This window comes from Plantactinospora sp. KBS50 (assembly GCF_002285795.1).
In the GTDB taxonomy this organism is placed as follows: domain Bacteria; phylum Actinomycetota; class Actinomycetes; order Mycobacteriales; family Micromonosporaceae; genus KBS50.
The window spans coordinates 5,949,190-5,963,036 of record NZ_CP022961.1; the positions used below are offsets into that span (position 1 = coordinate 5,949,190).

At 71.4% G+C, this 13,847-nt stretch carries 14 protein-coding genes and 2 pseudogenes; 5 read left to right on the forward strand and 11 right to left on the reverse strand.

The annotated features are described in order from the left end of the window. Positions 1 to 302 precede the first annotated feature (302 nt). The 7 genes from CIK06_RS25705 to CIK06_RS25740 form a co-directional block, all read right to left on the reverse strand. Positions 303 to 1,493 carry an IS110 family transposase gene (locus CIK06_RS25705; RefSeq protein WP_095566964.1) on the reverse strand — a complete coding sequence of 397 codons (1,191 nt, stop codon included), beginning with the start codon at positions 1,491 to 1,493 and terminating at the stop codon, positions 303 to 305. Between the two features lie 740 nt (positions 1,494 to 2,233). Then, complete coding sequence (locus CIK06_RS25715) at positions 2,234 to 2,572, reverse strand: YnfA family protein (protein WP_091434208.1); 339 nt, start codon at positions 2,570 to 2,572, stop codon at positions 2,234 to 2,236. A gap of 34 nt (positions 2,573 to 2,606) precedes the next feature. After that, complete coding sequence (locus CIK06_RS25720; protein ID WP_157756946.1) at positions 2,607 to 2,897, reverse strand: hypothetical protein; 291 nt, start codon at positions 2,895 to 2,897, stop codon at positions 2,607 to 2,609. Then, on the reverse strand, positions 2,881 to 3,324 hold the full coding sequence (locus CIK06_RS25725) for a MerR family transcriptional regulator (protein ID WP_095566966.1): 444 nt from the start codon (positions 3,322 to 3,324) through the stop codon (positions 2,881 to 2,883). The genes CIK06_RS25720 and CIK06_RS25725 overlap by 17 nt, the downstream gene beginning before the upstream one ends. Continuing rightward, positions 3,321 to 3,668 carry a hypothetical protein gene (locus tag CIK06_RS25730; RefSeq protein WP_095566967.1) on the reverse strand — a complete coding sequence of 116 codons (348 nt, stop codon included), beginning with the start codon at positions 3,666 to 3,668 and terminating at the stop codon, positions 3,321 to 3,323. The genes CIK06_RS25725 and CIK06_RS25730 overlap by 4 nt, the downstream gene beginning before the upstream one ends. A 424-nt stretch (positions 3,669 to 4,092) precedes the next feature. Beyond that, positions 4,093 to 4,359, reverse strand: coding sequence for a superoxide dismutase (locus tag CIK06_RS25735; RefSeq protein ID WP_232533864.1), 267 nt, complete (start codon positions 4,357 to 4,359; stop codon positions 4,093 to 4,095). A 4-nt stretch (positions 4,360 to 4,363) separates the two neighbouring features. Next, entirely contained in the window at positions 4,364 to 4,978 is a 615-nt protein-coding gene (locus CIK06_RS25740) for a superoxide dismutase (RefSeq protein ID WP_095566969.1), read from the reverse strand. 86 nt (positions 4,979 to 5,064) lie between these two features. Here CIK06_RS25740 and CIK06_RS25745 point away from each other — a divergent pair, with 86 nt between their 5' ends. Together CIK06_RS25745 and CIK06_RS25750 are read left to right on the forward strand one after the other, a co-directional pair. Beyond that, positions 5,065 to 5,517 carry a Fur family transcriptional regulator gene (locus tag CIK06_RS25745; protein ID WP_157756947.1) on the forward strand — a complete coding sequence of 151 codons (453 nt, stop codon included), beginning with the start codon at positions 5,065 to 5,067 and terminating at the stop codon, positions 5,515 to 5,517. Next, entirely contained in the window at positions 5,496 to 6,134 is a 639-nt protein-coding gene (locus tag CIK06_RS25750) for a CGNR zinc finger domain-containing protein (RefSeq protein WP_157756948.1), read from the forward strand. Before CIK06_RS25745 ends, CIK06_RS25750 begins: the two co-directional genes overlap by 22 nt. On the opposite strand, the gene alaS is transcribed toward CIK06_RS25750, so the two are convergent. Continuing rightward, complete coding sequence (gene alaS, locus CIK06_RS25755; RefSeq protein ID WP_095566972.1) at positions 6,135 to 8,801, reverse strand: alanine--tRNA ligase; 2,667 nt, start codon at positions 8,799 to 8,801, stop codon at positions 6,135 to 6,137. It abuts the gene before it with no gap. 51 nt (positions 8,802 to 8,852) lie between these two features. Here alaS and def point away from each other — a divergent pair, with 51 nt between their 5' ends. The 3 genes from def (at position 8,853) to CIK06_RS25770 (ending at position 11,764) form a co-directional block, all read left to right on the forward strand. Continuing rightward, complete coding sequence (def, locus tag CIK06_RS25760) at positions 8,853 to 9,398, forward strand: peptide deformylase (RefSeq protein WP_095566973.1); 546 nt, start codon at positions 8,853 to 8,855, stop codon at positions 9,396 to 9,398. 3 nt (positions 9,399 to 9,401) lie between these two features. Continuing rightward, positions 9,402 to 10,439: a tRNA (adenosine(37)-N6)-threonylcarbamoyltransferase complex transferase subunit TsaD gene (gene tsaD / locus CIK06_RS25765; RefSeq protein WP_198348019.1), complete on the forward strand. Its 1,038-nt coding sequence runs from the start codon at positions 9,402 to 9,404 to the stop codon at positions 10,437 to 10,439. Between the two features lie 824 nt (positions 10,440 to 11,263). Continuing rightward, positions 11,264 to 11,764 (forward strand): hypothetical protein, encoded by a 501-nt coding sequence (locus CIK06_RS25770; protein WP_232533865.1) that lies wholly within the window; start codon positions 11,264 to 11,266, stop codon positions 11,762 to 11,764. 56 nt (positions 11,765 to 11,820) lie between these two features. Here CIK06_RS25770 and CIK06_RS32635 read toward each other — a convergent pair. The 3 genes and pseudogenes from CIK06_RS32635 to CIK06_RS25785 all read right to left on the reverse strand — a co-directional run. Then, positions 11,821 to 12,207, reverse strand: a pseudogene (locus tag CIK06_RS32635) (YbaK/EbsC family protein); the annotation flags it as partial. A 47-nt stretch (positions 12,208 to 12,254) separates the two neighbouring features. Next, positions 12,255 to 12,404 (reverse strand): MbtH family protein, encoded by a 150-nt coding sequence (locus CIK06_RS30320; protein WP_095566975.1) that lies wholly within the window; start codon positions 12,402 to 12,404, stop codon positions 12,255 to 12,257. 176 nt (positions 12,405 to 12,580) lie between these two features. Further along, positions 12,581 to 13,765: pseudogene (locus CIK06_RS25785) on the reverse strand (MFS transporter); the annotation flags it as partial. Positions 13,766 to 13,847 lie beyond the last annotated feature (82 nt).

A 13,847-nucleotide genomic window follows, 5' to 3' on the forward strand; every position in this document is an offset into this window, starting at 1 on the left:
ACCACCCGGCACGCGCAGCCAAGCGCGCCACGCTGCTGGCCCAAGCTCTTGCGGCACCGTAGACTAAAGCGAAGCGGCAACTTCGCCGAATCTCGGCAAGGGCGCGTCGAACTGACCGAAGCAAGTCCTGAGCAGGGATTACGCCTATTCTGTTGATCTTCAACAAGCGATCACAGCAACGCGCTTGTGCGACCCACTAACGTCGAAACACAATAGGAGTCTCCATGTGACTCCGGATGATCTTGGCGGGCAGGGTGGATCGGCCGGCCGGACCTGGTCGAGTCGGCGGAGAGCGGTCTGGTTCAGGCTGCGGCGCGGATGGTTGATGCCGGTCGGGTGAAGGTCTTGCGGTCGCGGATGAGTGCCCACAGGACGTCGACGCGTCGTCGGGCGAGGGCGAGTATGGCCTGGCGGTGGTTCTTTCCTTCGGCGCGTTTCCTCTCGTAGTAGGCACGCGAGGTGGGGCATTCCCTGGCGGCGGTGAAAGCGGCCATCCACAGAATGTGCCGCAGCCTGCGGTGGTAGCGGCGGGGCGGCCGATGGTTGCCGGCAACCGTTCCGGAGTCGCGGGAAACGGGTGCCAGGCCGGCGTGGGCGGCGAGTTTGGTGGGGCTGTCGTACTCGGTCATGCCGGCGGTGTGCACGAGCAGTTCGGCGGTGAGTAGGGGTCCCATGCCGGGCATGCTCTCGATGATCGGCGCCAGCGGGTGCTGGTCGAGCTGGTCGGCGATGAGGTCGTCGACGGCGGCGATGCGCTGCTCCAAGGCGAGGATCTCGGTGGCCATCTGCCCGACGACCACCGCGGCGGCCCGTTGGCCGGGCAGGTTCACGGTCTGCTGCCGGGCGGCGGCGACCATCGCCTCGGCGACCTGGACGGCGTTCTTGACGTGGCCGCGGCGCAGCAGGGCGGTGATCCGGTCGACGCCGGCGTGCCGGATCGCGGCCGGAGTCTGCCAACAGGCGAGGACCATCATCGGGGCCTTCCGGTTCAGGTCCACGGCCCGTTCGAGGGCGGGGCTGATCCCGGTGAGGAGTTCCTGCAACCGGAACAGGGTGGCGACGCGCTGCCCGACGAGGTCGGCGCGGTAGCCGGTGAGCACGGTGAGTTCGGCGAGGAGCCGGTCAGACGGTTCCAGGATCGGGATGTCGGGGCGCATGCGGATGGTCTGGGCGATGACCACGGCGTCGCGGGCGTCGGTCTTGTTCTCCCCGGCGAACGCGGCGGCCATGTGAAAGGCGACGGGCCCGGAGACGTAGCGGACCTGGACCTGACGCCGCCACAGCAGGGTCAGCAGCAGCGCGGACAGGCCGGTGGTGACGTCGACCGCCCAGCACACCGGCCGGCCGTGCGTCGACACCTCGGCCATGACCGTGAGCAGGGCGGTCTCGTCGTTGGCGACCCGACGGGAGTAGACCAACCGGCCGTCGCCGTCAACGGCGGCTACGTGGTGGTGGGTCTTGCCGATGTCCACGCCGATCCACAGCTTCGCCACCCTCGTGCTCCCCTTCATCGGTCAGTCTTGGCGAATGGCCCTGGTCTGCGGGTTCGGACTTGCCGGCACCTTCTCACGATGCGAACGCAGGTCGCGGATCTCCATCAGCGGTCTACCGAATCTCACAGACGACGAAGCGGCGGGTGGCATCTCCTACCGTGAGCCAAGCGATCTCGACGAAACACACGCAGCCATACCCACCGCTCCCGGGCATCAGGGTCTACGGCTGTCGGTGCCGCGCCCGTTCCACCCGGCCCGCCCGCGAGCCGGGAAAGTGGGTGGCACCTCGAGGCTCAGCCACGATCACGGCGGAACACACACAGCCATCCCCACTCCCGGCTCTGCGGGCGCGGCAACCCTGAGCCTGCCGCCGCTGCCGGCCGGCACCCCGGACACGATGTGCGGGACCTTCGCAGCATCAGGGCATCACCGAGCGTAGGGCGGGCGTACGGCATGGTGCCCAGGCCGGCTGGTCGCCGGCCGCCGTTTCGCGACCGGGCCTGATTTCCACGCGTACCGGGCTCGCGGCGACCGATCAGTACGGCTTCGCGTGGCATCACCGGGGCCGGCAAGGCGACCACGATATGGGGCCCTGGTCTGGGGCTGTGGCCGCGCGTGTCAGGTGCACCGTCCTTCTGTGGCGTGGGGGCCAGGTTGGCCGACCAGCGTTCCTCGACCCGGCCGAGCCGCCAGACCGCGATGGCGACGAGCCAGGCGACGGCGAACAAGCCCGCGATGGGTCAGCCGGTCGGGCGGGGCGCATACATGATGACCGCGACGCCGGCCAGGCAGATCAGCGCACCGATGACGTCCCACCGGTCCGGACGGAACTTGTCCACGACCATGCCCCACGCGAGGGACCCGGCGACGAACACGCCGCCGTAGGCGGCCAGGATGCGCCCGAAGTTCGGGTCGGGCTGGAACGTGGCGACGAACCCGTAGGCGCCGAGCGCGATGACGCCGGCGGCGATCCACCACAGGCCGCGGTGCTCGCGCCAGCCCTGCCAGACCAGCCACGCCCCGCCGATCTCGAACAGCGCGGCGACGACGAACAGCAGTATGGAACGGGCGACGGTCACGTCCGGACCGTACCCGGCGCACCGCCGCCCGCGATCATGCCGGTGACCCGGTGGAGCAGCCGCAGCTCGTCCCACCGGCGCAGCCGCCGCGGTGGCGGCGCCGACTCGCCCACCACCACGCGGCGCCGGCCAGCGCGGCCAGGGCGACGGCGATGCCGGGCATCCACGCCCCCGCGGCGGCCCACCCGGCGCCGGACAGCACCCCGGCGGCCAGCAGCAACGGGAGGGCGCAGCACGCCGCGCAGGCCACACCGGCGAGCCCGGTCAGGCCGGAGGGCAGCACCCGGCGTGCCCGGCCAGCAACCCGATCAACGGTCTTCGGCATCCGAGGCTCCTTCGGCAATGGTGGCGAACGGGATGGGGCAGCACGGCGCTCCGGCGCACGCGACGAGGTCGTCGCAGCCGGCGTCCACGGCGGCGCGCAGCGTGCCCGCGATGACCTGCAGGTCGGCGATCTTCGCCTCCACCTCGGCCAGCTTCGCTCGGGCGCGTGACTGCAGCCCGGCGTCCGGGCGCCGCCCGTGCCGGTGCTGGCCCGCTTCGAGCAGGCCGGCGACTTCGTCGAGGGCGAAACCGAGCCGCTGCGCCGCCTTGATCACCTTCAGGACGGTGACCGCCTGCTCCGGGTACAGGCGGTGCCCGCCCAGGCTGCGCTCCGGCTCAGCGAGCAGGCCGCGGCGCTCGTAGTAGCGCAGCGTCTGCAGGTTCACCCCGGCCGCGGCCGCGATCTGACTGCTGCGCAGCCCGCTCACGCCGCCATCCCGGCAGCCGCCCGAGCGGCGAGCGCGTCCAGGACGTCAACGTGCCCGGCCGGAACCTGCACCTCCAACTCCACGCCGTTGCCGCCAGCGGGGGCCAAGGTGAAGGTGAAGAAGGAGCAGCACACGCTCTCCCGCCCGATCAGGTCCCGTGCGGTGGCCTCGGCTGCCGGGGCGAGCTGCCACCGCAGCCGCGTCGGCGCCGGCCGCTGCTGCCCGACAAGCGCGGTGGCGAACAGGTCATCGAACTCGGCCAGCCGCAGCGGCCGCTGCGCGGTGGGCAGGGTGCATGCCTCGGGCACCCACGACGGACCGGTTACCTCGTCGTTCGTGGTCATGCCACGACGGTAAGCCTGTACCCAGGTACAGGATGCAAGCCCTTCGGGCCGACTTCGACGCCGCGCCTTCCACCGCCGGTGAACCGTGGACCGGGCCACCACACAGCTCGGCCAGGTCCGGCACCCATCCGGGACGAGCCAAGCAGACCACCTCTGGGCCGCCAGCGTTGGTCGTGGCGGCCCCGACGCGGGTCAGGTCCCCGCTGGGCGGGTCGGACAGAGCGCGGCGTCGAGCACCTCGACTGGTACGCCGACCGACGCGCCGGAGGCATGTGGGCGGTGGTCACCCCGGCGGTGGTGCGGATCATCGCGTGCCGGGGGGATCGCCTGCGAGGTGCGCCCGCTCGCGGGCATCACCTGTGGCCATACTGCGGCAATTGCCAACTATTTGCAACAAGGCTGTAGCGGTGGAGCGGGGTTGCGGTCATGGGGTGACCGGGGGACTCCCCGCCGTCGTGGCCACGAGCAGGGACAGCTCGCGGACCAGGTCGTCCATGCTCTGGCCGCTCTGGGCCCGGACCAGGCCCAGCGCGAGGTCGGCGAGCAGGTAGAAGCCGAGGGTGCGGGCCTGCTCGCTGGGGAACGCGGCGAGCAGTTCCTCGGCGCCGGCGGGGTCACCGCGGTGTTTGGCGGCGATGACCCCGGCGGCGCGTTGGAGCAGCTCCGCCGCGGCGGGAGTGGCTGCGCTCACCAGGTCAGATCTTCGGGCTCGTGGCGCGGGCGGCGTCGAAGCGGGCGATCACGTCGGACCAGTTGACGAGGTTCCACAGCCGGTCGACGTAGTCGGGGCGGACGTTCTTGTACTGCAGGTAGTAGGCGTGCTCCCAGGCGTCGAAGACCAGCAGCGGCGTGGAGCCCTGCCCGACGTTGCCGTGGTGGTCGTAGACCTGCTCCACGATCAGCCGCTGCCCGAGCGGCTCCCAGGCCAGGACACCCCAGCCGGAGCCCTGCACGCCCTTCGTGGCCGCCGACAGCTGCCCGGCGAAGGCGTCGAAGGAGCCGAAGTGCTCGTCGATCGCGGCGGCGAGGTCGCCGTCGGGGCGGTCGCCGCCGTCCGGGGACAGGTTGTTCCAGAAGATGGTGTGCAGCACGTGTCCGGAGAGGTTGAACGCGTACGTCTTCTCCAGGCCGACGAGCTTGCTGAAGTCGCCCTTGTCGCGGGCCTCGGCGAGCTGCTCCAGGCCGTCGTTGGCGCCCTTGACGTACGCGGCGTGGTGCTTGTCGTGGTGCAGCTCGAGGATCTGCCCCGACATCGCCGGCTCCAGCGCGCCGTAGTCGTAGGTCAGGTCGGGCAGGGTGTAGACCGCCATCAGGATCCCTCTTTCGGTGATGCTGCCGTAGTTTTGTTGTTGCCAGTATCTTGCAACAAGACGGCGGGTGGTGGGAGGAGCGGGGATTGATCACATCGCGGGCCGATCGGGTGGACGCGGCGCTGGATCGGCTGCGCCGGGCCGGCCTGCGCACGACCCTGGCCCGGCGTGCGGTGCTGGACGCGCTCGGCGACGCCGCGGTCGAGCGGCGACACCTCAACGCCGGCGAGGTGCACCGGCGGCTCACCGGCCGGGGGCTGGCGGTGGAGCTGTCGACGGTGCACCGCGTCCTGGGGCAGCTGGTCGACCTCGGCGTGGCGCATGCCGTGCCGGTGGGCGGGGCGGCCACGTTCGGGTTGGCCGACCACCCGCACCATCACGCGGTGTGCGAGGGCTGCGGCGGCATGCGTCAGCTGCCGGTGCCGGCGGTGGCGGCCAGTGTCGCGGCGGCGCGGGAGGTCGGCGTCGAGATGGACGGCGGCAGCGGCGGGGTCGTCGTGTACGGGCGGTGCCCGGCGTGCCGCGCCACGACCACCTGAGCGCGCCGGCCGCACGTGCCCGACCGGCGGCCGATCCGAACGCTGAGCCGGCGCCGGTCCCGCGTGCGGCGGTCCGGCGCCCGCAGGCCTTCACCGACAGCCGCGAGATGGTGGCGCTGGCGGTGCAGCTGGCCAACGCGCCGCCGGGGAACACCCCCGCGGAGGCAGCTGTCACGGTCGGGTGGCCGGGCCTGCGCGAGGTCGCGACGCCGGCTGATCTGCCGCTGCTGCACCAGGCGGGCCGGCAGCTCCGCGAGGTCTTCGCCCACGCCGGCGCACGCCGTGACCGCGAGGCCGTACACGTGCTCAACCGGCTCCTGGCCCGGCACCGGCTCCGGCCCGCCATCGCCGGCACCGGCCCGGCGGACCGGCACCTACACGTCGCCGCGCCCGGCGCCACACCGGCGGCCGAGCACGTGGCCGCCGCGGTGTGGGCACTCGCGGTGTTCCTGTGCGAGCAGGGCATCGACCGGTTCAAGACCTGCACGGAGCCGGGTTGCGGCATCGTGTTCCTGGACGAGACCACCAACCGCCGCCGCCGGTTCTGCTCCCCGCGCTGCGCCACCCGCGCCCACGTGCGGGCACACCGCAGCCGGCGACGGACGGTCACCCGCTGATCAGCCGGCCCGGATCAGGCCGGCGACGGTGGCCAGCGCGGCATCGGCGGTCAGACCCGGGGCGCCGCCCTGCGCGAGGCGGGCGGTGCCGCCGCCACGTCCGCCGAGCGCGGACCTCACCAGCTGTACGGCGCTGAGCGCGTCGGGCGTCGTCGCGGTGGTGGCGACGACCAGGCGGGTGCCGCGCTCGGCCGGCGCGGCGACGGCGACCACGCCCGGCCGGTCCTGCGCAAGGGCGGCCCGGACCAGTTCGGCGAGCTGCCGAGGGTCCTCGTCGGCGGCGGCGACGACACTGACGACGAGCGTGCCGTCGATCTGCACCGCATCGGCGGCAAGGCGTCGCGCCCGCTGCGCGGTGAGCTCACGGGCGAGCTGGTCGGCGCGGCGCTCGGCGGCCTTGGCGCGGCCGAGCAGCACGGTGATCCGCTCGGGCAGGTCCTCGCGCGGGGCCTGCAGCTGCGCGGCGAGTTGAGTGACGAGGTCACGTTCGCGGGCGAGGTAGCGCAGCCCGTCGAGTCCGACGACGGCCTCGACGCGGCGGTGCCCGGCGCCGACGGACGATTCGCCGGTCAGCGCGAGCAGGCCGATCTGGCTGGAGTGGGCGACGTGGGTGCCGCCGCACAGTTCCCGGGACCACGCGCCGCCGATCTCGACCACCCGGACCTGCTCGTCGTAGGTCTCCCCGAACAGCGCCAGGGCACCCAGTTCCCGGGCCCGGGTCAGCGGCATGACCTGCGCCGTGACCGGCAGGTCGTCACGCAGCGCCTGGTTGGCGACGTCCTCGACCTCGCTGCGGGTGGCCAGGGGGAGGCCGCCGGGCCAGGCGAAGTCCAGCCGCAGGTAGCCGGGCCGGTTGTAGGAGCCGGACTGCAACGCGGTCGGGCCGAGGACCTGCCGCAGCGCGGCGTGCAGCACGTGGGTGCCGGAGTGCGCCTGCCGGGCGCCGCGCCGCCAGGTCGCGTCGACGTTCGCGGTGAGGCGGGCGCCGACCGTCAGGTGCCCGGCGGTGACGCGGACCTGGTGGGCGACGAGGCCCTTGACCGGCCGTTGCACGTCGATCACCTCGCCCGCGCCGTCGGTGCCGGTGAGGTGTCCGGCGTCGGCGGCCTGCCCGCCGGACTCGGCGTAGAACGGGGTGACGTCGAGCACCACGGTGACGATCTGCCCCTCGGTCGCCGCGGGCACCGGTTCGCCGTCGGTCAGGATCGCCACGATCGTCGACTCGGTCGTCAGGTCGGTGTAGGCGCGCCAGTCCGTCAGGCCCGCCGTGTCGACGATCCGCCGGTAGGCCGACACGTCGGTGTGCCCGGTCTTGCGGGCCTGCGCGTCGGCCTTGGCCCGGTTGCGCTGGTCGGCCATCAGCCGGCGGAAGCCGTCCGCGTCGACCTGCAGGCCCTGCTCGGCCGCGATCTCCAGGGTCAGGTCGATCGGGAAGCCGTACGTGTCGTGCAGCTGGAACGCCTTGTCACCCGACAGCGCCGACCGGCCGGCCGACTTCGTCTCCGCGATCGCGGTGTCCAGGATCGTGGTGCCGGCCCGCAGCGTGGCCAGGAACGCGTCCTCCTCGGCGTACGCGTACTGCGAGATGCGGCCGAACTCCTCGGCCACCTCCGGGTACGACGGCGCCATGCAGTCGCGGGCCACCGGCAGCAGCTCCGGCAGCGCCCGGTCCTGGTAGCCGAGCAGCCGCATCGCCCGGATCGCCCGGCGCATGATCCGACGCAGCACGTAGCCGCGCCCCTCGTTCGACGGCGTCACCCCGTCGCCGATCAGCATCAGCGCGGTACGCACGTGGTCGGCGACCACCCGCAGCCGCACGTCGTCCGGGTGCGACTGGTTGGCCGCGTGCCCGGAGTGCGCGCCGTAACGCTTGCCGGTCAGCTCGGCCGCCCGGTCCAGGATCGGCTTGACCTCGTCGATCTCGTAGAGGTTGTCCACACCCTGCAGCAGCGAGGCCATCCGCTCCAGGCCCATGCCGGTGTCGATGTTCTTCGCCGGCAGGTCGCCGAGGATCGGGAAGTCCTCCTTGCCGACGCCCGGTCCGCGCTCGAACTGCATGAAGACGAGGTTCCAGAACTCCAGGTAGCGGTCCTCGTCGACCTCCGGGCCACCCTCGCGGCCGTACTCCGGGCCGCGGTCGTAGTAGAGCTCCGAGCACGGGCCGCACGGGCCGGGGATGCCCATCGACCAGAAGTTGTCGGCCTTGCCCCGACGCACGATCCGCTCCGCCGGCACGCCGGTGGCGCGCCAGATGTCGTACGCCTCGTCGTCGTCGAGGTAGACCGTCGCCCAGATTCGCTCCGGGTCCAGCCCGAAGCCGCCCGCCTCGACCGACTTGGTGACCAGGTCCCAGGCCAGCGGGATCGCCCCGGACTTGAAGTAGTCACCGAAGGAGAAGTTGCCGTTCATCTGGAAGAACGTGCCGTGCCGGCTGGTCTTGCCCACCTCGTCGATGTCCGGCGTACGGATGCACTTCTGCACGCTCGCCGCCCGCTGGTACGGCGGGGTCTGCTGGCCCAGGAAGTAGGGCACGAACTGCACCATGCCCGCGTTGATGAACAACAGGTTCGGATCACTGATGGCGGGCAGCGGAGCGGACGGCACCACGGCGTGCCCGTTCGCCTCGAAGTAGGCGAGGAACCGCCGCTTGATCTCCGCCGTGCGCATACCGCCCCATCTCTACTGCAAGTCTTTGGCAATTGCATAGTATGGGCGACTGTGCAGACACCGACCGGCACCCCACGACCCATCACCCGATACGGCACCCCGGTGCTGCACCGCCGCTGCGCCGAGGTCACCGTCTTCGACGACGCCCTCACCCAGCTGGTCGCGGACATGTTCGCCAGCATGTACGCCGCGCACGGTGTCGGCCTGGCCGCCAACCAGATCGGCGTCGACGCCCGGATCTTCGTCCTCGACTGCCCCGACGCCACCGGCGCCCACACGACCGCCCACGTGATCAACCCGGTCCTGCACCTATCGGAGCAGCGTGACCTCGCCACGGACTCCGAGGGCTGCCTGTCCGTGCCCGGCCAGTACGCCGAGGTGACCCGTCCGGCCACCGCCACCGTCATCGGCGTCGACCTGCACGGCCGGCCCGTCCGCATCGACGGCACCGGCACGCTCGCCCGCTGCCTGCAGCACGAGGTCGACCACCTCGACGGCCTCGCCTACGTCGACCGGCTCCCCGCCCGCACCCGCAAGCGACTCCTGGCCGCCGCCGCAGAGCACCCCGGGGTGGGCGTCGGCACCGGACAGGACTGACCGGTGCCGATCGTCCTGGGCATCGAGACGTCCTGCGACGAGACCGGCGTCGGCATCGTCGCCGACGGCGTCCTGCTCGGCGACGCCCTCGCCACGAGCATGGACGAGCACGCCCGCTTCGGCGGCGTCGTCCCTGAGATCGCCGCCCGCGCCCACCTGCACGCCATCACCCCGATGGTGCGCCACGCCCTCGACAAGGCCGGGATCGGCTTCGGCGACATCGACGCCGTCGCCGCCACCGCCGGGCCCGGCCTCGCCACGGCGGTGCAGGTAGGCCTTGCCGCCGGCAAGGCCTACGCGCTGACCCTCGGTGTCCCTCTCTACGGCGTGCACCACCTCGCCGGCCACGCCGCCGTGGACATCCTCGACCACGGCCCGCTCCCCGAGCGCAGCATCGCCCTGATCGTCTCCGGCGGCCACACCTCGCTCCTACTCCTGGGTGACCTCGCCCGTGATCCCGTCATCCACCTCGGCGACACCGCCGACGACGCCGCCGGCGAAGCCTTCGACAAGGTCGCCCGCCTGCTCGGCCTGCCCTACCCCGGCGGCCCCGCCATCGACCGGGTCGCCCGTGAAGGTGACCCCACGGCAATCGCCTTTCCCCGCCCGATGACCGGACCGCATGACCCGCCGTACCGATTCTCGTTCTCCGGCCTGAAGACCGCCGTTGCCCGGCATGTCGAGCGGCATCCGGGCCCGCTGCCCATCGCCGACATCGCCGCCTCCTTTCAGGAAGCCGTCGCCGACACCCTCACCCGAAAGGCCGTCACCGCCTGCCGTGACCACAGCGTCGACACCCTGCTGCTCGTCGGCGGGGTCGCCGCCAACAGCCGTGTCCGCGCCCACGCCGAACACCGCTGCGCCGCCGCCGGCATCACCCTGCGCGTCCCCGCACCACGACTGTGCACCGACAACGGCGCCATGATCGCCGCCATCGGCGACCTCCTCGTGCGCGCCGGCATCGCACCGTCACCGCCGACCCTGGGCGCCGACCCCAACGCCCGGCTGACCCATGCCCTGATTCACCAGGATCCGAACTGAACCGCCCGGACGGGAGGCGCCCGTCGACCGGCGGGAACGCCGTAGACCAGTGTGGACCGGCCGGTCGCAGCCCCACCACGCGGACCTCACCGGCCACCCCGACTTTGCCCAATACCTCATCCGACGAGTCCTCGGGGTCTATCACTGCCACCCGGCACGGCCAGCCGAACTCACCACGCTGCTGGCCCACACTCTCGCGGCATCGTAGACTGACGCGGCGAGGTGACTTCGCCGGATCTCGGCAAGGACCTGCCAGACCGGCGAAGCAAGCCCTGAGCAGGACTTACGCCTGGCTGCTGATCTTCGGCAAGCGAGCACAGCAACGCGGGGTGTGCGACCTGGAGAAATGGAAATAGGACAGGAACCTGCAGGCAGTTCGCCGCCAGGTACAGATAGAGCGTCGTCTTAGGAAACCGATGCTCTATCCCCTGAGCTACGAGGGCGCGAGGGCCTAGTCTAGCGACCTGGGGCTTCACCTGGGGTGGCAGGGAGTGGCCCACGTTCCCCGGACCGCCGTTCTCCCAGCCCAGGACCACAGCCCGAGCACACGAACGCCGGTTTGCGACCGGCGGTCGGCCGCGGTGACCCGTGTTGGCACCGGTTCACCCGGGTTGGCATCCGCAGGAGAGCACACACCGCGCACATCATCGAAGATCAACGACGTTCCGTCCGCACGCCAACAGTCGGCGCCGCCACCGTAGACCAGGGAGCGCTCAGCCCGAGGTCGCTCGGACCCGCCGCGAATCTGACCATGATGATCCCCCCAGACGTCCGCACATGCCGAGGAGCCGTACCATCTGCTCGGCTGGTCGTTCGGCGGCATCATGGCCCACGCCTTCGCGACCCGGCTGCGGGCCGCCGGAGAGCCGGTGGATCTGCTCACGATCGTGGACGCGTACCCCGCACCGCCGAATCCCACGCCGCTCGATCCGCGGCACGCGGTTGCTGCCCTGCTGATCTCGCTCGGCATCACCACCGACGCCCTGGAGCTCGACGCGGGCCAGGCCCTCGACCTCGCCACCGCGCAGGGCCACCCCGTCGCCGCACTCGGCCGCGACCGCCTGGCAGCCATGGCGATCACCTTCGCCGCCAACGTGGCATTGCAGGAGCGCTACGCCGTCACCCGATTCACCGGAGACGCCCTGCTCATCGAGAGCGACCTCCGCCACCGGCTCGACTCGGAGGCGCCGGGCTCATGGTCGCCGTTCATCACCGGGTCCGTCGACGTCGTCCGCATCAACGTCCCGCACGGCGCACTGCTGAACCCCGACCCCGCCGCCACCATTGCCGCCGCGGTCACCAACCGCCTGACCCCACTTGGGTAGTCGGCGGTACGCAGCGCGATCGAGCGGTCCAGGCGAGCGGCGTTGAAGTACAACTCGTCCTGCTCGATCAACCACGGGTCGGCGAGGACCTCGAGCGCGCCGGCGCGTAACGCGAACGGCACGATACTGCCCCGTACACATCCGGTCAGCTCTTCCGCGGTCTCAGCCGGTGCCAGCTGACCTCGGCGGCCTCCGGTGGCCCGGGCGACCGCCGCCAGGTCCACGCGGTGCTCCCCGGGGATGACGGTGAGCGCGTACCGGTGTCCCTCGCTGGCACCGTCCACGGAGATGACCATGCATTTGGCCGCCTTGCGTAGCGGGTGGCCACGTAGCCGGCTGGCGGCCACGGTCCGCCCCTCCGGGGCGTGCTCGATCAAGCGATAGCGAACGCGGTGGCGGTCGAGCAGTTCGATCAGTGCGTCGAAGGCGCCGGTGCTGGTCATGCCATTTGTTCCATTTCGCGACGCAGGCTGGCCGGGCGCATGTCGGTTCACACCTGGTCGATGTGCTCAACGCACTCGGTCTGCGTGCCGACGGTGCCGTCCGCGCGCCAGCCGGCCGGCGGCTGCTGCTCGGCGGGCCAGATCGAGTACTGCTCCTCGTCGTTGATGACGACCTGGTAGCGCTTTTCGTCTGACATTGTCGCTCCTTTGAGGTGTGATGGGACCACTGGCTGATGGTGACGTCTTCGGTTGCACGGCGCGGGCTGCTGTCCGTCGCCGGTGGCTGCTCCTGCGGCTCGGTCACGCCGTAGTCCGCCGCGCGAGGAGTGATGCGGCCCAGCAGCAGTGCGCCCGCGCCGATCAACAGGCACGCCACGGCAAGGCCGAACAGGTAGGGCTTGGCGTAGCCGTACCCCAGCGCCGCCCCGGCGATTGCCGGGGCCGCAACCGGGCCGATCTGGTTGGAGAGGCTGAAGATGGCGTTGTAGCGGCCACGAAGACGGTCCGGGGCCAGGTCGTTGATGATGGCCGACAGGGTGGGCGAGAGTAGCGCCTCGCCGATGGCGAACACGCCGAGGGAGAGCACGAGGAGCCCGTCGCGGCCCCAGCCGGTCAGGTGCAGGGTGGCCGGTGCCACGACCAGCACCCAGGTCAGTGCGAAGAACACGGCGGCCAGGCCGGCGACCCGGGTACGCCGCCGACCGCGGGCGAACTTGATGCCGAACAACTGGATCGCGACCAGCACGGTGATGTTGAGGGCGAACGCGAGACCCACCACCCTGGTGGAGGACCCGGCTCCCCCGGTGACCCAGGCCGGGAAGGCCGAGTTGGTGGGCGACAGGGCGAACACCATGAGCAGGCTGTTGAGTAGCAGCGCACCGAGCAGCGCCCGGTCACGGATCACCTGCCGGTACCCGATCCGCTGCCCGGGCTCGGCGACGTCGGGCGCCGCCGACTGCGGAACGGCTAGCACGGTACGCGACAGCACCAGGATCGCCACGGCGAACAGCACGTACGACGCTGCGTCCACCGCCAGGATGGTGATGAACGGACCTTCGGTCTCAGAGACCGTGATCAGACCGCTCAGCAACGCGCCCGCGCCGTAGGCGACATTGGCCGTCATGTATCGCAGCGCGAAGACAGAGCCCCGCTCCGACGCCGGCACGAGCTCCACCAGGAGCGACATGAAGCCGTTCCACATCAGTCCGCTGGCGCATCCGTAGACGATCGCGGAGGCGATCGCCGTGGCCGGCGACGTGGCGACGATGAAACTCGCGATGCCCACACCGCCGATGAGCAGCCCGAGGACGAAGCCCCGCAACGGGCCGACCCGATCGATCAGCGGCCCGCTCAGCGGTGTCGTGACGATGCCCGCCACACCGATGACCCCGAGGATCGCTCCCGCGGCCGGCAACGACAGGCCACGGACCTGATGCAGGTAGATGATGAGGAACGGCATGGTGAGCCCGCTACCGAGGCAAGAAAGCGCGTTCACTCCCAGTGCTACCCACGCCCGCCGCCCGATGGGCGGAATCAGGCCGACGCGTTCAGCGGTCATTGCGCCTTGCCATCCTTAGTTCGTCGTTCCGGTGCCTGCGAGGGACCGCTCCGCCGCTCGGCCGGCGGGGCGGTCGACCCGT

Excerpts from the sequence above, each read along its gene's own strand:
- CIK06_RS25720 (WP_157756946.1), bottom strand. The coding sequence starts at position 2,897 with ATGCCGAAGACCGTTGATCGGGTTGCTGGCCGGGCACGCCGGGTGCTG.
- CIK06_RS25730 (WP_095566967.1), bottom strand. The coding sequence starts at position 3,668 with ATGACCACGAACGACGAGGTAACCGGTCCGTCGTGGGTGCCCGAGGCA.
- CIK06_RS25740 (WP_095566969.1), bottom strand. The coding sequence starts at position 4,978 with ATGGCGGTCTACACCCTGCCCGACCTGACCTACGACTACGGCGCGCTG.
- alaS (WP_095566972.1), bottom strand. The coding sequence starts at position 8,801 with ATGCGCACGGCGGAGATCAAGCGGCGGTTCCTCGCCTACTTCGAGGCG.
- CIK06_RS25770 (WP_232533865.1), top strand. The coding sequence starts at position 11,264 with ATGGCCCACGCCTTCGCGACCCGGCTGCGGGCCGCCGGAGAGCCGGTG.
- CIK06_RS30320 (WP_095566975.1), bottom strand. The coding sequence starts at position 12,404 with ATGTCAGACGAAAAGCGCTACCAGGTCGTCATCAACGACGAGGAGCAG.